Source organism: Paenibacillus fonticola DSM 21315 (assembly GCF_000381905.1).
GTDB lineage: Bacteria > Bacillota > Bacilli > Paenibacillales > Paenibacillaceae > Fontibacillus > Fontibacillus fonticola.
Window position 1 is genome coordinate 43,023 of sequence record NZ_KB907266.1, and the last position, 19,191, is coordinate 62,213.

At 50.1% G+C, this 19,191-nt stretch carries 19 protein-coding genes; 14 read left to right on the top strand and 5 right to left on the bottom strand.

Features of this window, described 5'->3' with window-relative positions; genetic code table 11:
• Window positions 1-36: 36 nt before the first annotated feature.
• Window positions 37-1,263: an NO-inducible flavohemoprotein gene (hmpA, locus tag G358_RS0120360; protein WP_019639103.1), complete on the bottom strand. Its 1,227-nt coding sequence runs from the start codon at window positions 1,261-1,263 to the stop codon at window positions 37-39.
• A 455-nt stretch (window positions 1,264-1,718) separates the two neighbouring features.
• Between hmpA and G358_RS0120365 the strand changes: the two genes are divergently transcribed.
• Window positions 1,719-2,381, top strand: coding sequence for a YitT family protein (locus tag G358_RS0120365; protein ID WP_019639104.1), 663 nt, complete (start codon window positions 1,719-1,721; stop codon window positions 2,379-2,381).
• 34 nt (window positions 2,382-2,415) lie between these two features.
• Here G358_RS0120365 and G358_RS0120370 read toward each other — a convergent pair whose 3' ends face one another.
• The 3 genes from G358_RS0120370 to G358_RS0120380 all read right to left on the bottom strand — a co-directional run bounded on the left by G358_RS0120370 (window position 2,416) and on the right by G358_RS0120380 (window position 4,373).
• A complete protein-coding gene (locus G358_RS0120370) occupies window positions 2,416-2,607 on the bottom strand; it encodes a DUF2188 domain-containing protein (protein ID WP_019639105.1) in 192 nt (63 codons plus the stop codon).
• 74 nt (window positions 2,608-2,681) lie between these two features.
• Window positions 2,682-3,677 carry a peptide-methionine (S)-S-oxide reductase MsrA gene (gene msrA / locus G358_RS0120375; protein ID WP_019639106.1) on the bottom strand — a complete coding sequence of 332 codons (996 nt, stop codon included), beginning with the start codon at window positions 3,675-3,677 and terminating at the stop codon, window positions 2,682-2,684.
• A gap of 81 nt (window positions 3,678-3,758) precedes the next feature.
• Complete coding sequence (locus G358_RS0120380) at window positions 3,759-4,373, bottom strand: TVP38/TMEM64 family protein (RefSeq protein ID WP_019639107.1); 615 nt, start codon at window positions 4,371-4,373, stop codon at window positions 3,759-3,761.
• Between the two features lie 351 nt (window positions 4,374-4,724).
• On the opposite strand from G358_RS0120380, the gene G358_RS0120385 reads away from it, so the two are divergent.
• Window positions 4,725-5,432 carry a TerC family protein gene (locus G358_RS0120385; protein WP_019639108.1) on the top strand — a complete coding sequence of 236 codons (708 nt, stop codon included), beginning with the start codon at window positions 4,725-4,727 and terminating at the stop codon, window positions 5,430-5,432.
• Between the two features lie 162 nt (window positions 5,433-5,594).
• Here G358_RS0120385 and G358_RS0120390 read toward each other — a convergent pair whose 3' ends face one another.
• The gene (locus tag G358_RS0120390; protein WP_019639109.1) at window positions 5,595-6,413 is read right to left on the bottom strand and encodes an AraC family transcriptional regulator; all 819 of its coding nucleotides are present in this window, start codon (window positions 6,411-6,413) and stop codon (window positions 5,595-5,597) included.
• Window positions 6,414-6,562: 149 nt separating this feature from the next.
• Here G358_RS0120390 and G358_RS30555 point away from each other — a divergent pair, with 149 nt between their 5' ends.
• The 12 genes from G358_RS30555 to G358_RS0120450 all read left to right on the top strand — a co-directional run bounded on the left by G358_RS30555 (window position 6,563) and on the right by G358_RS0120450 (window position 19,190).
• Window positions 6,563-7,669 (top strand): Gfo/Idh/MocA family protein, encoded by a 1,107-nt coding sequence (locus G358_RS30555; RefSeq protein ID WP_019639110.1) that lies wholly within the window; start codon window positions 6,563-6,565, stop codon window positions 7,667-7,669.
• 92 nt (window positions 7,670-7,761) lie between these two features.
• Window positions 7,762-8,532: a sugar phosphate isomerase/epimerase family protein gene (locus G358_RS0120400; RefSeq protein ID WP_019639111.1), complete on the top strand. Its 771-nt coding sequence runs from the start codon at window positions 7,762-7,764 to the stop codon at window positions 8,530-8,532.
• On the top strand, window positions 8,525-9,604 hold the full coding sequence (locus G358_RS0120405) for a Gfo/Idh/MocA family protein (protein ID WP_019639112.1): 1,080 nt from the start codon (window positions 8,525-8,527) through the stop codon (window positions 9,602-9,604). The genes G358_RS0120400 and G358_RS0120405 overlap by 8 nt, the downstream gene beginning before the upstream one ends.
• Before the next feature lie 16 nt (window positions 9,605-9,620).
• On the top strand, window positions 9,621-10,589 hold the full coding sequence (locus G358_RS0120410; RefSeq protein ID WP_019639113.1) for a sugar phosphate isomerase/epimerase family protein: 969 nt from the start codon (window positions 9,621-9,623) through the stop codon (window positions 10,587-10,589).
• Between the two features lie 262 nt (window positions 10,590-10,851).
• Window positions 10,852-11,169, top strand: a complete 318-nt coding sequence (locus G358_RS0120415) for a winged helix-turn-helix transcriptional regulator (RefSeq protein ID WP_026342385.1) — start codon at window positions 10,852-10,854, stop codon at window positions 11,167-11,169.
• A gap of 57 nt (window positions 11,170-11,226) precedes the next feature.
• Window positions 11,227-11,793, top strand: a complete 567-nt coding sequence (locus G358_RS0120420) for an FAD-dependent oxidoreductase (protein WP_019639115.1) — start codon at window positions 11,227-11,229, stop codon at window positions 11,791-11,793.
• Window positions 11,794-11,984: 191 nt separating this feature from the next.
• Complete coding sequence (gene ric / locus G358_RS0120425) at window positions 11,985-12,683, top strand: iron-sulfur cluster repair di-iron protein (RefSeq protein ID WP_019639116.1); 699 nt, start codon at window positions 11,985-11,987, stop codon at window positions 12,681-12,683.
• 153 nt (window positions 12,684-12,836) lie between these two features.
• Window positions 12,837-13,547 (top strand): hypothetical protein, encoded by a 711-nt coding sequence (locus tag G358_RS0120430; RefSeq protein WP_019639117.1) that lies wholly within the window; start codon window positions 12,837-12,839, stop codon window positions 13,545-13,547.
• 243 nt (window positions 13,548-13,790) lie between these two features.
• Window positions 13,791-16,223: a nitrite reductase large subunit NirB gene (gene nirB / locus G358_RS0120435; protein WP_019639118.1), complete on the top strand. Its 2,433-nt coding sequence runs from the start codon at window positions 13,791-13,793 to the stop codon at window positions 16,221-16,223.
• A gap of 20 nt (window positions 16,224-16,243) precedes the next feature.
• Entirely contained in the window at window positions 16,244-16,567 is a 324-nt protein-coding gene (gene nirD, locus G358_RS0120440; RefSeq protein WP_019639119.1) for a nitrite reductase small subunit NirD, read from the top strand.
• 252 nt (window positions 16,568-16,819) lie between these two features.
• On the top strand, window positions 16,820-17,614 hold the full coding sequence (locus G358_RS0120445; protein WP_019639120.1) for a formate/nitrite transporter family protein: 795 nt from the start codon (window positions 16,820-16,822) through the stop codon (window positions 17,612-17,614).
• 205 nt (window positions 17,615-17,819) lie between these two features.
• A complete protein-coding gene (locus G358_RS0120450) occupies window positions 17,820-19,190 on the top strand; it encodes an ABC transporter substrate-binding protein (RefSeq protein ID WP_019639121.1) in 1,371 nt (456 codons plus the stop codon).
• Window position 19,191: the final 1 nt, after the last annotated feature.

Sequence of the window (19,191 nt, forward strand, 5' to 3'; positions counted from 1 at the left end):
CTGCAGTTGACCGGTAAGGGGTCTATAGCCCATCGTCTAATTGGAGACAGGGGCTGAACCGGCGCTGCTCAGACTGCCAGCTGGCCCGAAAAATTCGTAATGAATGCTGTCTTCCGGCACATTCATTTCATGCAGCGCTTGATAGACGGCTTGCATGAACGGCACGGGGCCGCAGAAGTAGAAGTCGGATTGTGGCGGCGCTACGCTCAAAAGCCATGCAGCGTCGATATAACCGATTTTGTCGCAGCTGCCATTTGCTTCGGCTTTTTCATAGACGGTATAGCATTTGAGCTGGGAATGCTTGGCGGCAAGGGCAGCGGTATGCTCCTTCATGATATGGCGGTCTTCACTGCGCGCAGCGTGAATATATACAACTTCACGGTCAGAATGCGCCAGCAGCGTCTCCAGCATGCTGATCATCGGCGTAAGACCGACTCCTCCACTAATGAGGGTGACAGTTGTCTGCCGGTTTTGATTCAGCGTAAAGTCGCCTGCCGGGGCGCTAATTTCAAGTACGTCCCCTTGCTTCACATTGTTATGCAAATAGGTCGATACGATGCCAGCCGGCTTGTTCAGGCCGTCGTCTTCCCGTTTGACGGTAATGCGGTAATACGCAGTTCCGGGTGCAGCCGACAGGCTGTAATGGCGAAGATGCGTAAACTCCTGCCCTTCAGGCTTAACGCGAACCGTAATGTATTGCCCTGGTTCAAAGGAGGCGAACGCTTCGCCGTCTTCCGGTACGAGATAGAAAGACGCTGCTTCGTCCGTTTCCTGCACTTTGCGCTCGACGACAAACCGGCGAAATCCCCGCCATCCTCCAGGTTGCTGGGCAGATTGCTCGTACATGTCGGCTTCTACACTAATGAATGCATCGGCAATGACCCCGTAAGCTCTGCTCCAGGCTTCCAAAATATCATCTGTCGCAGCTTCGCCTAACACCGTTTTGATCGCGCCGAGCAAATTTTCGCCAACGATCGGATAGTGCTCCGGAAGGATGCCTAACGCACGGTGCTTGTGGGCGATACCGCGCACGACCGGAAGGATTTGCCCTAGGTTGTCAATATGGGCGGCCGCGGCATAAACCGCATTAGCTAGCGCTGTCGGCTGCTTGCCCTGGCGCTGATTGGCGTGGTTGAAAATATTCAGCAGCTCCGGATGATTTCTGAACATCGTCTGATAAAATGTACGGGTAATCGTTTCTCCATGAATTTCCAGTACCGGGACAGTGGATTTAATGATGGCAATTGTTCGGGAATCAAGCATAACAGTACCCTCTTTCTTCATGAATTGTTCAAACATCCTCATCAGTATAGGACTGCAATTGCCAGCAAAAGGTGATTATCATCACACGAAAATTTCCTAAAATGTGAACAATCCCAAAAATGCAATGATATTCGTCACAAATTAACGAAAAAAGAAAACAGATCCGCCTCCTAGCTGTTTAGTCATCATTCCCGCTGTGTTATAATAAAGATAGATACAAACCAAAAAAGAAAGGATCAGGATACCATGGGTTCCCGAAGGACGAAATCCCTAAGGACGATTTGGAAACGTTGTGATCTCTCTTACACTTAGCTTCTTTTCGTAGTGTTGCCGGTGATTTATTTTAACCACCCTACGAAGGAAGCGTGGAATCATGCGAAGGATGAACTCCTCACCAACCTTCTTTGTAGGGTGCGGCCGCAAGGCTGACCAAACTACGATAAGAGGGATTGGAAATGGGGAAAAGAGTAGACTGGCAGGCCTTGAGCTTGCAGGTAACAATGCTGTTGCTGGGCACGTTTTTATTGGCTTTCACGTATTATCATATTAATTTTCAGAACGGTTTAGCCGAGGGCGGATTCGTGGGCTTGGCGCTGCTGGGCAAGTATTTGTTCGATTTGCCGCCGGCTTTGAGCATGATCATGCTGGATATTCCGGTACTGATCGCCGCCGTGTTCTTAAAAGGACGCAAGTTTATTGCAAATACGTTATTTGCATCACTGGCATTCTCGGCATTTTATGAGCTGTGCGAGCAGTTCTCGCCGCTTACCTTGAATCTGCAGAATAATTTGCCGATCGCTGCGCTGCTGTCGGGTGTGTTCACGGGAATTGGCGCAGGCGTCGTACTGCGGACAGGCGGGGCTACCGGCGGGGACGATATGCTGTCCCTTATTATCAGTGAACGATCCGGCCTGAAGATCGGTACGGTTTTCATTCTGATGGATGCCTTGGTTCTAGGCATATCTTTAATATATTTACCATTTACGGAAACGGTGTTCACGATCATGGCTGTGCTGATCGCCGGCAAGACGATCACCTGGACCGTACACTGCGGAAAGCAAGATACCGCAGTTCTACGTGTGCCATATGCAATCAAAGAAAAAACAGCCCGGGCCTGATGGCCTGAGCTGTTTTTTGCCGTTTGCGGCGGCATTATTTTTTGTCGTCATGATGTTTGGGGTGGTTTTCGTCCCACTCATGCGCTTTGGCCGTGCCGATCGCGATGGCTTTTCCTTCCTCATAACCTTCCTCAAGCAGGGCGTTTGCGATTTCAATCGCTTTGTTGCGGACGCGCGCGTCCAGGTTTTTCATGGATACCGGGTAATCCTGTTTGCTCCAAGGCATGGATGATCTCCTCCTTGTGAGAGTAGTATTCCTATATTTATTACCCTGATTCAGACGCACGCTAACGCGGTTTATTATTCATCGCTGCCGGGCTGCCCTGGCTCTTCGAACAGGTAGAGGTACTCCCCGTATCCTTCCTGCACCAGCTCTTCCTTGGGGATAAAGCGCAGTGCGGCGGAATTGATGCAGTACCGCAGTCCGGTCGGCTGCGGCCCATCCTCAAACACGTGACCCAGATGAGAATCGCCTTCACGGCTGCGAACCTCGGTGCGAACCATGAAATGGCTCGTATCCACCTTTTCCTTAATGCTGTACGATCTCAAAGGCCGGGTAAAGCTTGGCCAGCCGCAACCGGCGTCGTATTTATCCTTGGAGCTGAACAGCGGCTCGCCGGAGACGATATCTACGTAGATGCCATCTTCTTCGTGATCCCAATACTCTCCCGTAAACGGTCTTTCCGTACCGTTATTTTGCGTCACTTCATACTGGATCGGAGTGAGCCGCTGCTTCAGTTCCTCCGCATTGGCAGGGCCTGACCAATGGCGCTCAATGTAGTCCTCCCGTCCGGAGCCTTTGCGGTACCGCTTGTAATGAGCGGGATTTTTCTTGTGATATTGCTGGTGATACTCTTCCGCAGCATAGAAGGGAGCTGCCGGGAGAATAGCGGTAACAATCGGGCTGTCGAACCGCCCGCTTTGCTCCAGCTCCACTTTGGACGCTTCGGCTTCCTTACGCTGCTGATCGCTGTGATAAAAAATAGCGGTCCGGTATGAATCTCCACGGTCATGGAATTGACCGCCCTCATCGGTCGGATCGATTTGCTGCCAGAACAGCTCGAGCAGCTTCCGGTAAGGAAACAAAGCGGGATCGAACGTAATTTGTACAGCCTCGTAGTGCCCGGTTCGGTTAGAGCAGACCTCTTCATATGTTGGATTTGGAGTATGACCGCCGGTATAGCCGGAGACGATCCCATAAATGCCAGGCAGCTCCTCGAAAGGTGCGACCATGCACCAGAAACAACCGCCGGCAAAAGTAGCCAGTTCTTTATTGGAAGATGGTGTTGTATTCATCGTTATCCCTCCGTTTCACTTGTATGATTTTTATTATATCTTTTTTTGCAGCAATCCCCAAACTATTGCCAGTGAACAGAATCAGCGCAGGCTTCTGTGGCCGCGCAGCTTCTTGTATCCCCACAGCCCCATAAATAAAATGACAAAATAGGCAATGGCGATAGCCGCTGCCGTTACAGGCTGCTCTTCTGCAGCTGAGCCGACATAAGCATAAATGAAAACCGCGGGCATCTTGCCGACGAGGGAGCCAACAATAAAAGGAATGAAGGACATCCCCGTCACCCCTGCATAAATGTTAACCGCAGTTTGGGGAACGACCGGAATCAAGCGGCAGATCACTATGGTGCGAAACGGTCTGTTGGCCGCATATTCAGCCAGCCGCTCAACCTGTTTAAATCGGGTTAACCAGCCTGAAGCCGAGTTCCGGAAAATCGCTGCTGCCCAATATACAATAGCTCCAGCCAGTGTAGAGCCGAACATTATAACCGTTCCGCCGATCCATGTCCCCATCACATATCCTGCCGCTGCGATTACAATTTTATATGGCATGACGGGAAACAGCGCCAGCAGTGTTGAGAGGGCAAACAGCATCCATACCGGCGGGGATTCCTGGCTCCATACTGCAAGCTCATGGCGGTATATATAAGTAACGCCAAATAAAGTAGAGTACATTAGAACAACGGTCCATTTCTTCATAGGGAAGCCTCTCCTTCTTCTCGTATCATACCAGAGAGACGAAGGCTTTAGAAACTTGCGTGTTGGTTTCATATTTTTTCATAATGTATGGCACAAGCGGAAAGTTCATGCTATAATGTTCCCATTATAAGATGCATGGTTCCCAAAGGGGAGTAGCTGTAACAGTAAAGTCGTCATTACGGGAAATCAACCATCCCCGGCTTTATTGACAACATTTATGTTGTTGGCGAGACCTTTGCCCGCATGAGTATTGGGTGAAGGTTTTTTTGATGCGTAAGCGTCGTGCCCGATACTGGCACGGCGTTTTTTTTATGGGACAAGTTCATCGCTAGAGAAGAAGGGAGAGAAAGTATGGACATTACTTCGCTGGATTTTTGGACCGCTTTAATGTCGATCGTGCTGATTGACCTCGTTCTTGCCGGAGACAATGCTATTGTTATAGGGCTTGCAGCGCGCAACGTACAGAAGGCGGATCAGAAGAAAGTAATCCTCTGGGGAACCGTCGGTGCGATTATCGTTCGTGTCATTATGACCGTGGCTGTATTGGAATTGCTCAACATTAAAGGGCTTCGCCTTGCCGGGGGCCTGATGCTGCTGTACATTGCATACAAATTGCTGGTCGATGAGAAAAATCATGAAATTAATGCAGGAAGCCAAATGTGGGCTGCGATTCGCACGATCATTATCGCCGATACGATGATGGGACTGGATAACGTCCTGGCGGTGGCTGGTGCTGCGGATGGCCATTTCACGCTGGTTGTGATCGGGCTGGCCATTTCCATACCGATTATGGTCTGGGGAAGTACACTGATTCTGAAGCTCACCGACCGGTATCCGTTCGTCATTACGATCGGTGCGGCCGTACTCGTCTGGACAGCGTCAAAAATGATCATCGATGAGCCGCTCATTCATAGCTGGTTTGTAAATGGCTGGGTAAAATACGGGTTTGAAATCATTTGTATTGTGATCGTTTTGGCGATCGGAACCTACGCGAAAAAAAATCAAGAAAAGAAGCGCCAAATCGAACAGGCTTTGAAGCAAGGAGACTTTCCGGTTTAAGCTTGCACGTGAACAAAGCTTAACATTATATAGCAAAAGAAGCTCGAGCAGGGGACCCCTTACTCGGGCTTCTTTTATATTCACAGCCGCAGCGGTCGGCAGGCGGCATCCTGCCGCTGGCTGTGCTTCCTTATTCCCTGTGCTGTACTTGCTGTTCTGCAGCTAAACGTTGTTGCGGGCGCTCTGACGAAACTCTTTAGGCGACATTCCGTAACGTTTGCGAAATACTCTATGGAAATAATTATAGTTCGGGAAACCAGAACTTTCGGCGACATGCTCTAAAGATAATGGGCTAAAAATGATGCGCTCACGCGCCATATTTATGCGAATTTCCAGCGTGTATTGAATGATGCTGGTGCCAAACGCTTCTTTAAACAAATAGACAGCCCGGGACACGCTAATGCCGATATGGGAAGCTACATCCTCCAGCTTGAAAGGGGATGAGGCATTTTCCTCGATATAATTTTTAATGCGGTGGGCAAGATAGGTTTGATGCGACGGAACTTGATATTGCTGTAAATTCCGGTCGATGTCCAGACATAAAATTTTTAAATAATATTCAGCTATTTCCGGCGTGGGATTTGAAATTCTGCGCTGCTCCAGCATAATTTGCCGGAAGGCGCCAACAATACCTTCGGACAGTGTGACTTTGGTTTTATTAGGACGTGAAGCTTGCTTCCACCATTTCTCAATCCAATCGCCGGACAGGAAAATATGATAATCCGCGCTGTCCACCGTGAACTCGCCAAGCTTATTTTGCTCCGCTTCGATTTTTAGTTCATAGGGCTCATCAGGGGCGAAGAGGAGCAGATCGCCCGGTTCAAGCAGCTCTAGCTGGCCGTTGATCCGGCTTCGGCATCTTCCTGCCGTCTGCAGACGTATTAAATATTGACCGAGTCCTTCGCACCTGGACATGTGGAACGGCTTGCGGTGAAGTGAGTAGCCTGCTGTCAGTATTTGCAAGTCAGTATGAACTCTCATATGTTGTCCTCCATTGCTTTGTTAAAAAATAATGAGCAGATTGTTCATGTCTCAATCATATTATTCATTTTATAATGAAGCTGTTCTGATTACTATGTTAATAGAGTGAAGTCAAAACAACAATAATGCTTCTTGGGGGTGCCTCTACAATGATGGGCATGAGAATAGGAATCATCGGATGCGGAAACATCTGCCCAGCCTACTTAAAGTATTTAAGACAAAGTGACATTGTGACAGTGGCAGCGCTTGCAGATTTACTGCTGGAGAAGGCGGAAGAGCGGGCTAAGGAGTATGGGATTGAGCGGGTGCTTACTGTAGATGAAATGCTGAAGTCTCCCGATATTGATATCATACTGAATTTGACCATTCCTGCTGCCCACGCGGCAGTCAATATCGCTGCCCTTGAACATGGAAAGCATGTTTACGCAGAAAAGCCATTATCGATTTCACTCGAAGATGCGAAACAAACGCTCGAGCTCGCAGCGGCCAGCCGTTTACGGGTAGGTTGTGCTCCAGACACGTTCCTGGGAGCGGGAATCGAGACCAGCCGCATGGCAATCGAGGATGGGCTTATCGGCAGACCGGTAGCGGCCGCCGCCTTCATGATGGGGGCAGGTCCCGAAGGATGGCACCCTAATCCGGAATTTTTCTACGCTGAGGGCGGGGGACCGATGTTTGATATGGGTCCTTACTATTTGACGGCACTCGTCAGTTTGCTGGGGCCGATCAACCGCATTAGCAGTTCTGCGGCCAGCCTCGTTCCAGAGCGCGTTGTGAAATCCGGTCCGCGCGCGGGTGCGCGTATTCCGGTGTATACTCCGACGCATTATAGCGGGACGCTTGATTTTGCTTCTGGCGCGATTGGCACCTTAGTCACGAGTTTTGATATTCCTGGAGGCAGCACATTGCCGCGAATCGAAATATACGGGACAGAAGGTTCCCTGCTTGTTCCTGATCCGAACTTTTTTGACGGCGATGTAAAAATCCGCACGTACGGTTCAGAGGAATGGAGTATCCTCCCGCATGTATTTGCCGCAGCTTCTGATGAGAGAGGGAAAGGCATAGAGGATATGGCCAGAGCTATTCTGGAGGGCAGGGAGCACCGGGCTAGCGGCATGCTTGCCTATCATGTGCTCGAAGCGATGCACGCATTTCATGCTTCATCTGCAGAAGGCAGGCATATTTTACTGGAGAGTGCTTCATCGTTAAGTCTTGGCGCTGTTCCTAGCCAGTCAGTTAAAGCGGTATTCCTGTAGAGCTTTCGCTGCCGGGACGGCGCAGAATAGCGGCGTTTTGCCGGCGGCGGTTTGGTTGAGGCTTCATCCTAAATATCATATGAGGTGATAATATGACACAGGTAGGATTGCAGTTGTACACAGTTAGAGATCATTTGGAAAAAGATTTTGAAGGTACATTGCGTAAAGTAGCGGAGCTTGGCTATAAAGGCGTTGAATTCGCCGGCTATTACGGCCGTACGCCTGGGGAAGTGTCAGCCTTATTGAAAGAAACAGGATTAGCCGTCATAGGTGCTCATACGCCATACAGCCGCTTGCGCGATGCTCTGAATGAGGAGATTGCTTTTAACAAGGCGATTGGCAACCGTTATCTTATTTTTCCTTACTTGGCTGAGGATGAGCGCGACCGCTGGCCTGAAGTGATTGAAGATTTGCAAGCGATTGGCCAAAGATGCGCGGAAGCAGGCATCGTGCTTTGCTATCACAATCACGAGTTTGAGCTGACGGAGACGCTTGATGGTCAGCCGGTACTGGATGCGATTTATGATCGCGTTGCTCCAGAACTGCTGCAGGTGGAGCTTGATACGTGCTGGGTATCCTATGCGGGCTTCGATCCGCTGGCGTACATAGCGAAGTACAACGGCAGACTTCCGCTGCTGCATTTGAAGGATATGGTCAAGAAAGAGGACGGTTCGGCGGAAACGGTAGAACTGGGCCGGGGGATCGTTGACGTCAAGGCGATTGCCGATGCAGCGGCTAAAGACGGGATCGATTGGGTTGTTGTAGAGCAGGATTACTGTGCCGGAGATTCGCTGGACAGCATCGCGGCAAGTATGGAATGGATTAAAGGTTATGTTCGAGAGGGAGGAAAAATCAATGTCTAAAACATTAAAAGTAGCTATCGTCGGCTGTGGAGGAATCGCTAACGGCAAACATTTGCCAAGCTTGGCCCAGCAGCTGGAGGTTCAATTAGTCGCTTTTTGCGATATTATAGAAGAGCGGGCTCAAAAAGCTGCGGCGGAATACGGTGTGGAAGGCGCTAAAGTATTCACGGACTACCGCGAGCTGCTCAAGGAAGATATCGACGTTGTTCATGTTTGTACGCCTAACGACTCGCATGCTGAGATCACGGTTTCTTCGCTGGAGTCCGGCAAGCACGTCATGTGCGAGAAGCCGATGGCCAAAACGACGGAACAGGCCCGCCAAATGCTGGATGCGGCAAAGCGTACTGGGAAGAAGCTGAGCATTGCGTATCAGAACCGCTTCCGCAGCGACAGCCTGTATTTGAAGCAGCTGTGCGAAAACGGGGAGCTTGGCGACATTTATCTGGGGAAAGCACTCGCCATTCGCCGCCGCGCCGTACCGACATGGGGCGTGTTCCTGGATGAAGAGAAGCAAGGCGGCGGGCCGCTCATCGATATCGGTACGCATGCGCTCGACTTGACGTTATGGCTGATGGACAACTATGAGCCAAAAAGCGTTACAGGTTCGGTATTCCACAAGCTGGGCAGCCGCGAAAATGCAGCCAACGCATTTGGACCATGGAATCCGGAGGAATTCAAAGTTGAGGATTCGGCCTTTGGCTTCATTACGATGAAGAACGGCGCCACGATCATGCTGGAATCCAGCTGGGCGCTGAACGTGGTAGAGACGGGCGAAGCGAAGACGCTGCTCTGCGGTACGGAAGGCGGAGCGGACATGAAGGACGGTCTGCGGATTAACGGCGAGAAATTGAGCAGGCTGTATGAGACAAAGGTCGATTTCGGTTCCGGCGGCGTCGCTTTTTTTGACGGCGAGCAAGAGACCGATGCGACCCGCGAAGCGAGAGCTTGGGTCGAGGCGCTTTTGGAGGACAAGGAACCGCTGGTCAAACCGGAGCAAGCGCTTGTAGTCACTGAAATTTTGGAAGCTATTTACACTTCCGCCAAAACAGGCAAGACGGTATATTTTGATTAATTAAGGAGGCTATTTCATGAAACTAGGTGTATTTCTCGTCTTGTTCGGCGGACGCTCTTTGGAGGATGCATTGGACATGGCAGCAGCACAAGGGTTGAAAGCGGTGGAAATCGGCACAGGGGCTTATCCGGGCAATTCCCACTGTAATCCGGATGAACTGCTTGCAGACAAAGCAGCCCTGGAACGCTTCAAGAAAGCGGTGGAATCCCGCGGGATGATCATCAGCGCCCTAAGCTGCCACGGCAATCCGCTGCATCCGCAGAAAGCGATCGCTCAGCCATTTCATGATACGTTTGTCAAGACGGTACAACTGGCCGAGCGGCTTGAAGTTCCGGTCGTGAACACGTTCTCGGGCTGTCCGGGTGACCATGAGGATGCGAAATATCCGAATTGGCCGGTAGCGCCTTGGCCGAACGATTACCAGGAAATTCTCGACTGGCAATGGGAAAATAAAGTGATTCCATACTGGACCGAGTGGGGCAAATATGCCGCAGACCGCAATGTGAAAATCGGCCTTGAATTGCATGGTGGATTCTCGGTTCATACACCGGGAACTTTGCTTAAGCTGCGTGAGGCGGCTGGTGAAGTGATCGGAGCGAATCTGGATCCGAGTCATATGTGGTGGCAGGGAATTGACCCTGTGCAGGCCATATCCATCCTTGGCCGCGCGGGAGCCATTCATCATTTCCATGCGAAGGATACGTCTCTGGACCCGGTGAACATTCATATGCATGGCATTACCGATATGCAGCCATATACGGCGATGATGGATCGGGCATGGCAGTTCCGGACGGTTGGATACGGACATGACCTGAAAACATGGAGCGATATAATTAGCGCTCTGCGCTTGGTCGGCTATGATTATGTTGTAAGCATTGAGCATGAGGATGGTTTGATGTCCGTTGAGGAAGGATTCACTAAAGCGGTGCGCAACCTGCAAGGTATTATTATCGAAGACGCTGCAGCGGATATGTGGTGGGTATAATTGGCCACGGAAACAATATAATAGAAGTAGCGGCTGCCCGCAAAGGGTAGCCGCTTTTTTTAGTAAAATGGCTGATACAGTCCAAGCACCGGTTATTTCAAAATAAAACTTAAAGCGGATTCATTTTACACTCTTTTTACAGTATAATCGAATATTATCCCGGTTTTCACAGTTAAGAAAATATGTTAAGGTATGATACATACTAACAAAACGTAAGTTTTAGGCTATTTTAGTCCGTCTCGGATAAGAGAGGTGAAGAAGAGTGGAAGATTGCACCCCAATACTATGTCCCCGGTTTGAATCTGCTTTCTCAATATTGGGGAAGCGATGGAACGGATTGATCATACACTCGTTAATGAGCGGGCCGAAGCGGTTTAAGGATATTTCGAATCTGATTCCCTCGATGAGTGACAAGATGTTGTCTGAACGCATGAAGGATTTGGAGAACGAAGGCATCCTTGTGCGGCATGTGTATCCGGAGACGCCCGTTCGGATTGAATACGAATTAACGGATAAAGGGCTGGCCTTAGAGCGGGTGATGGGAGAAGTCCAGAACTGGGCCGAACATTGGATTGACTAGATTCGTGCCGTTGCCTGTGACGGATCGGCACGAATATTAAAGAAAGTGGGTGTACTTGTGGCTGAGGTCATTGTGATCGGGGCGGGGCCAGCGGGAGCCAGCGCAGCCTTGTTCCTGGCAAAGGCAGGGAAGGAGACCCTTGTTCTTGACAGCAATACGAGCATGACGAAGCGGGCCTGGATTGATAACCATTACGGAGTAAATGGAATATCAGGCCCGGATTTACTTGAAGTTGGACGTGAACAGGCAGAGAAGTTCGGGGCCAAATTCATCACAGAGAAAGTAACGGACATTGATACGAACGGTGGCTCTAAAGTAACCGTTAAAACGGATTCAGGCCGCAGCTTTGAAGCATCTCATATTATTTTGGCTACCGGTGCTTTGACCGAACTGGCTAACAGCATTGGCCTTGAGCTGCGAGAAGGAACTGAGCCGCGGATCAAAACGGTCATAAAGACCGATGGTGCCGGCAGAACGAGTAATGCACGGATATGGGCTGCCGGAACAGTTGCCGGGGTTAGTGTGCATACAATTATTACTGCAGGTGACGGCGCTAAAGTAGCCATTGAGCTGCTCAGTGAACTGAATGGCGAACGCTATGTGGATCACGATATATTAAAGTAGAAATTATTGTTCGTTACTATGGGCTGCCCAGACAAGAGGGGGCCTTTTTTTCATTTCTTTTTTCACAGAAGAAATTCAATTTCATAGAAATTAATGTTCATGTGACTGCAATCACAAGGTCGTCTGTTACACTGTTTTACGATGGAGGTATCCTTGTAAGGAGAAGTTTCATCGTATGGAGGGGGAGAACAATGGAACAGCAGTATTTGCATGAAAACACTCTCGTTCGTGACGTTGTCGTTCGCTATCCTAGAACTGCGGATTATTTTCGGAATCATCGCATTGACTTTTGCTGCGGAGGAAATCGCCCTCTGCGGGAAGCGGCCGATGAGAGCAGCGTTTCAGTGGAGCAGCTGATTGAGGAGTTAAACGAGTTCACGACAGAGCAGCCATTTACCGGGAATGACTATAATTGGGCAGAGGCGGAAAGTGGAGAGTTGATTAGCCATATCGTAAGCAAGCATCATGCTTATTTGCGCGAGGAGCTTCCTGAACTGCAAAAATACGTGACTAAGGTTGCCAGGGTTCATGGAGATTCGGAGCCGCATTTGCTGGAAATGCAATCGTTGTTTGGCCAGTTGAAGCATGAATTGCTGGAGCATACAGATAAAGAGGAGGCCGAAGTGTTTCCTAAGATGGTTAACTCCGATCTAACCGCTGATGCTGCAGTACGCGCGAAGCTGCGCGAGGCCATTGAGGCATTGGAGGCAGAGCATGACACGGCTGGAAATATTCTCAAACAAATCCGGCGGATTACGCAGGATTTTGAGGTCCCGGATCATGCATGCACAACGTACCGGTTGACTTATGCTAGGCTGAGCGAGCTTGAGGAAATGACTTTTACGCACGTACATTTGGAAAATAACATTTTATTTCCTCGATATGAATAGGCTGAATGGGGTGCATCTTTTTTAGGATGTACGATATATATTTTTATTTATTTTTTTCAATCACCCTGTTTTTTAGTTTGAGAACTGCTATCAAGTCCGTTATGCTATAAAGGGATAAAACTCTATCTGGCATTACGGAAAGCAGGTGCAGTAATGATATACAAATCCGGATTACTTCTAATTATGGCAGTAGCCCTCGTTCTGCTCGGGACATCCTGCGCAGCTGTGCCTAAGGATGAGCCGCCGGTTCAGCCACACGAAGCAAATCAGCATGACCTTACGCTGAAAATCGATGGCAGTACATTTATACCCGACGTTACAAGCAGCCTGCATTTTGATTATATGGAAGGTATTACTGTTCGCCAGGCCTTGGAGAGCAGTCAAACGATCCAGCTTACGAGCGATGGCAAAGCAATTTTGTCTGTTGGCGATGTATCGCTTGATTCAACATTGGAATGGGGCGTAAAATTAAATAAGAAGGATTTGAAGCCGGAAGCCTGGAGCACCAAGCTGAAAAAAGGCGACGTGATTCTCGTCTATGTCAAGACGGTAAACAGTGAAATAGATTTATCCGAGCAGAGATCGCTCATATTGTCTGTAAATAGCGGTTCAGGCAACATAGGAGAACTAAGGTATTATGTTAATCGTTATGAAGATAACATGACGGTGAGGGATTTGCTGCGATTAAGCGGTATCGTTAAATTCAATCCGAACAATAAGCATATCATTGCCGTAAACGGTCATCAGCCGGCAATCAACGAGCGATGGATACTGAAAGTAAATAATAAGCAACTGATGGAGAATGGCTTGGAAATGCGCCTGAAGCCGCAGGATAATGTACAGCTGGAGCTCATTCGCTTGTAACGGCTTTAAGCAGGGAACAGCGTGAACCATTCGCGAAGAACCGGACAAATTATATTTGTTCATGACGCGTTCTTCGCGAATTGGATTTTGCAATAGAAAATAAGAGAAAAATGTGGCACTTAAAGTGATATTTTTCACAATCAATGTGAAACAAATCACAATATAGTTTGGAATTTAAATATATAATTTAGGTATATCGTGGCAAGTGAATGAAAGGTTTCAGTTGAAAAGGAGGCATTCCTAATGATAGAAAATAAACCTAAACTGGTCGTGATCGGGAACGGTATGGCCGGAATTAGTACAGTCGAACAAATCTTGAAGCTGACAACACAATTCGAAATTACGGTATTCGGCAGTGAGCCGCATCCGAACTACAATCGCATCATGCTCTCCTATGTACTTGAGGGAAGCAAGACGATCGACGATATCGTGCTTAATGACTGGCAATGGTATGCCGATAATGGTATTACGCTGCACACAGGAACCAAAGTCGTGCAAATCGACGAATCGCACAAGGAAGTAGTGACGGAAGAGGGAATACGGGTTCCTTACGACAAGGTGATTATCGCGACAGGATCAAATTCGTTTATTTTGCCTATTCCGGGCAGCAACAAGCAGGGCGTTATCGGCTTCCGCGATATTGCGGATTGCAACCAGATGCTGGAGGCGGCCAAGACGTATAAAAAGGCGGCTGTCATCGGCGGGGGACTGCTGGGGCTAGAGGCTGCCAAAGGACTTGTGCAACTGGGCATGGACGTTACGGTCGTCCATTTGATGGAGGATCTGATGGAGCGGCAGCTCGATCATCAGGCTGCGCTTATGCTGCGCACGGAGCTGGAGCGCCAGGGCATTAAGTTCAAAATGCAGGCACAGACGGTCGAATTGCTTGGCGGCGAAAGAGTAAGCGGACTTCGCTTTGCCGACGATACTGTGCTGGACGCGGATTTCGTCGTGATGGCCGTAGGCATCAAGCCGAACGTCGAGGTGGCCAAGAACAGCGGCATCGAGGTGAATCGCGGCATCGTCGTCAACGATTACATGCAGACATCGATGAAAGACGTATATTCGGTAGGCGAGTGCAATGAGCATCGCGGCGTATGTTACGGCCTCGTGGCTCCGCTCTTCGAGCAGGGAATGGTGCTGGCCAAGCATATTTGCGGCGTAGAAACCGCCGCCTATGAAGGCTCGATCGTATCCACGAAATTGAAAATATCCGGGGTGGACGTATTCTCAACCGGTGAATTCATCGACGGGCCAGAGCATACGGTTATCGCGAACAAGGATGACTGGAAGCGCACGTATAAGAAGATATTGCTCAAAGAGGGCGTCATGGTCGGCGCCGTACTGTACGGGGATATTACCGATTCGGCAGAGCTGCAAAAGCTGATCAAGCAAAAAGCGGCCATGACCGACGAGCTGTACAATACGCTGATGGGCTCGGGCTGCTGCGGCGGCGGAGGAGCAAAGAAAGCGGCCTCGGTCGAAGCGATGGCCGACGATGAAATCGTATGCGGCTGCAACGGTGTGACGAAAGGGAATATTGTCGATGCGGTTACAAACCAGGGCTTAACGACCGTGGATGAAATCAAGGCCTGCACCGGTGCAACCCGTTCGTGCGGAGGCTGCAAGCCGGTCGTCGAACAAATTTTACAATATGTGCTGGGAGACGGGTTCAAAACTGCGGCGAAACAAGGCATTTGCGGCTGCACGACGCTGAGCCGCGACGAAATTGTCGCCGAGATCAAAGCGAAAGGGCTGCAGACGACCAAGGAGGTCATGCATGTTCTCGGCTGGAGTCAGCAGGAGGGCTGCTCGAAGTGCCGCCCTGCGCTCAATTACTACCTTGGCATGATTTATCCGGACACCCATGAGGATGAGAAGGAATCGCGCTTCGTCAATGAGCGGATGAACGCCAACATTCAGAAGGATGGAACGTATACGGTCGTGCCGCGGATGTACGGGGGCGTAACGACGCCGGAGGATCTGAAGAAAATTGCCGATGTTTCGCTGAAATACGACGTTAAGGTGGTTAAAGTGACCGGCGGGCAGCGTCTCGATTTGATTGGCGTGAAAAAAGAAGACCTGCCGAAAGTGTGGGAGGAGCTTGACATGCCGTCGGGATATGCTTACGCAAAATCGCTGCGTACTGTCAAAACTTGCGTAGGCTCCCAGTTCTGCCGCTTTGGCACTCAGGATTCGATGAGCATGGGAGCGCTGCTGGAACGCAAGTTCGAGCGGATCGACTACCCGGCCAAGTTCAAAATGGCCGTTAATGGCTGCCCGCGCAATTGTGCGGAAGCATGCACGAAGGACATCGGCATCGTCGGCAACGACGGAGGCTGGGAAATTTTCATTGGCGGCAACGGCGGCATCAAAGCCCGCCTGGCAGATTCGCTCTGCAAGGTGAAGACGGATGAGGAACTGATCGAGGTATGCGGCGCGGTCATCCAATATTACCGGGAAACGGGCAATTATTTGGAGAGAACCTCGGAATGGGTCGAGCGAATCGGCCTAGAGCAAATCAAGGCTGTAGTTGTCGACAATGTGGACAATCGCCAGGCCCTGGTGGAACGCGTCGAGTTTGCCTTGAAGCAGGTGGAGGAGCCATGGAGCAAAATGCTGAATGACCATGACAGCTGCAGCAAAATGTTCCATAGCGTAGAAATGAAGGGATAACAATCGAAAGGAGAATGAATATGGGAGCACAGCAGAAGACGATGTACCATGTAGGTACGCTGGAACTGTTTATGAAGCAGATCGGCCGGGTGGTGGAGTTAAACGGCGAGGAGATCGCCGTGTTCCGTGACTCCGGCGACCGGTTGTATGCCGTGGAGAACAGGAGCCCGCATCCGAAAGGCGGACCGCTGGCCGAGGGCATCGTATCGGGCCAGTATTTATACGATCCGTTGTACGATTGGAAGATCGACCTGGCTACGGGGCTCGTTCAAGCCCCGGATACCGGACAGGTAAAGATGTATTCGGTGAAAGTAGAAGATGGCAGCGTCTGGATCGGACCGTAAGGCGAGGATGTAGAAGCAGATATAAGACATGGACATTAGATGCGGGTGTTAGATGCCGGCATTAGTTAAGAACACTTAGCCAGACATAAGACGTGGATAGACACAGTTAGAAGATATGGTTATGAATGCAGACATAAGACGTCGATAGACACAGTCAGAAGATGTAGGCATAGATGCAGACATAAGCAGCAGATCTGGACACGGCGTTAAACGCATTTAATGCAAGATGGGAGCAAAGGGGAGAGAACTGTTATGTATACGCAAAATTTGGAGGCCATCATTGAAGCGGCAGTCAAGAAAAGAGATGCGATGAAGGAGAGTCTGCCCAGGTACATTGTATCCGCGCTGCTGGCCGGCGCCTATGTGGGACTAGGGATCATACTTATATTTAGCCTTGGAGCTCCGCTGGCCAAGGCGGAATCCCCTATTCAATCGCTCGTCATGGGCGCATCCTTCGGGATTGCTCTCACCTTGGTCGTATTTGCCGGCTCGGAGCTGTTTACAGGCAACAACATGTTCTTTACGATCAGCACGCTAGCTAAGCGGACGACGCCGGGGGACACGCTGAAGAACTGGGTTATCGTGTTCCTCGGCAACTTGGCGGGAGCGGTGGTGTTAAGCTTGCTCGTCGTCGGTTCCGGCTTGTTCAAGGCCGCAGGACCGGAGCATTTGATCTTCGCTGCCTCTGCGAAGAAGATGGCCGCTCCGGTGTCAGAGCTGTTTTTTCGCGGCATATTGTGTAATTGGCTCGTCTGTCTGGCGCTGTGGATGGCGAACCGGGCGAAAGATGATATTTCCAAGCTGGTGCTGATCTGGTGGTGCCTCTTTGCCTTCATTGCGAGCGGCTACGAGCATAGCGTCGCCAATATGACCCTGCTGAGCTTATCCGTCCTGCTGCCAAACCATCCGGAAACTATTTCGATCGCCGGCTGGCTCCACAACATGATTCCGGTAACGTTAGGGAATATGGTAGGCGGCATCGTATTTGTCGGCATGGCTTACTGGTTCATCTCCCCTGTACGTAACAATAACAACGTTTCGAAATGATAGAGCTGCTTTGAATAAGGCGCCCTGTCAGCCGCATACGGCTGGAGGGCGCTTTTTTTGGCTGGAGCTGCGCCAAATTGCTGCCTCAATGAAGTCCATAGAAATATCTCCTCTAATAGTGGATTTGTCATCCTTACAGGCCGGAGGCCTTATTTTATAATGAGGATGCAAAGCAAAACTACTCAATTATTAGGGAGGTCAAACAGTGAGAAAAAGTCTGATTATGATGTTAAGTCTGATTTTTGTAGCCGGCGCTCTGGTGGCAGGCTGCGGAAAAAGCAACAACTCCGCAGAGCCGGTGAATACGGGCACCACCAACGGCGAGAATGCGTCGCAAAGCAGCAAAGTGGAGCCGTTTGAGCTGAAAATGCGCCACATCGAAATCGGGGAGCCGAACAAAAACCGCTTGGCTCGCTTGGAGGCTGTTAAGCAGAAGACCGAAGAGCAGGTTCCTGGTTTGACGATCAAGCTGGACGGCGTGGACAGCGAGGTCAACCGGAAAGACAAGCTGAGAAGTGAAATGGCCGCAGGCAATCCTCCGGATATTTTCGATGCCTTCGGCAGCCCGGATATCGGCGTTTACGCCAAAGAAGGCTTGGTTCTCGACATCGGTCCTATTCTGGACGAGTTGAATTTGAAGGAGCGCTTCATCAACTTGGATCCTTGGACATACGATGGCAAAATATATGGCCTGCCGAAGGGCGGATCGATCGAAGGATATTTCTATAATAAAGAGTACTTTGCTGCGAAAGGACTGGAAGTTCCGAAAACGCTTGCCGAATTGGAAGCGCTTGCCGAGAAGGTGAAGGCTGATGGCAAGGTTCCTTTCGCCCAAGGTTCCAAGGATGCTTGGGTACCGCTCATGACGACGAATAACCTGTGGTCGTACTATGCGGGAGCGGATTTCACGGCAGGATTCAAGACCGGGGAATCGAAATGGAACGATCCGAAAATGGTCGAGGCCGTGAGCAAGCATCAGGAATGGGTGAAAAAGGGTTATTTCAAGAAGGGCGAGCTCGGCATCGACTACAATAGCCAGCGCAACCAGCTGCTGACGGATGAAGCCGTCATGATGTACGACGGTTCCTGGGCATCCTCTGTATTCAACGATGCGGTGGACGCTGACGGCAAGAGCAAGTTTGGCTTCTTCGTAATGCCTCCGCTGAATGAAGGAGACGGCTTCAGTTCGATGGTCGATTCGAACAACGGTTACGGGTTCTCTGCGAAGGTAGCGGATGATCCGCAGAAATTGGAAGCGGTCAAGGCGTTCATTAAGACCTTTTTCAGCGATGAAGTTCAATTGCAAAGTCTGAAGGAGGACGGCTTGCTGCCTTCGATGATTTTGAGCGAGGGAGACCTGCAGGCTAATGCAGCCAATGATTTGATCAAGGAAATTATTCTGCGCATGAATGAACTAGAGTATAAATGGCCAGCGTTCGATGCCTTGGTGCAGGCTGAGGTCAACACCGAGCTTAGCAGCGGCATCCATCGCGTCATCGAAGGCGTGCAGGATCCGCAGGCTATGCTTGACGCCCTGCAAAAAGTACAAGAGGAAGCGAATGCAGCCGGCGAATAAT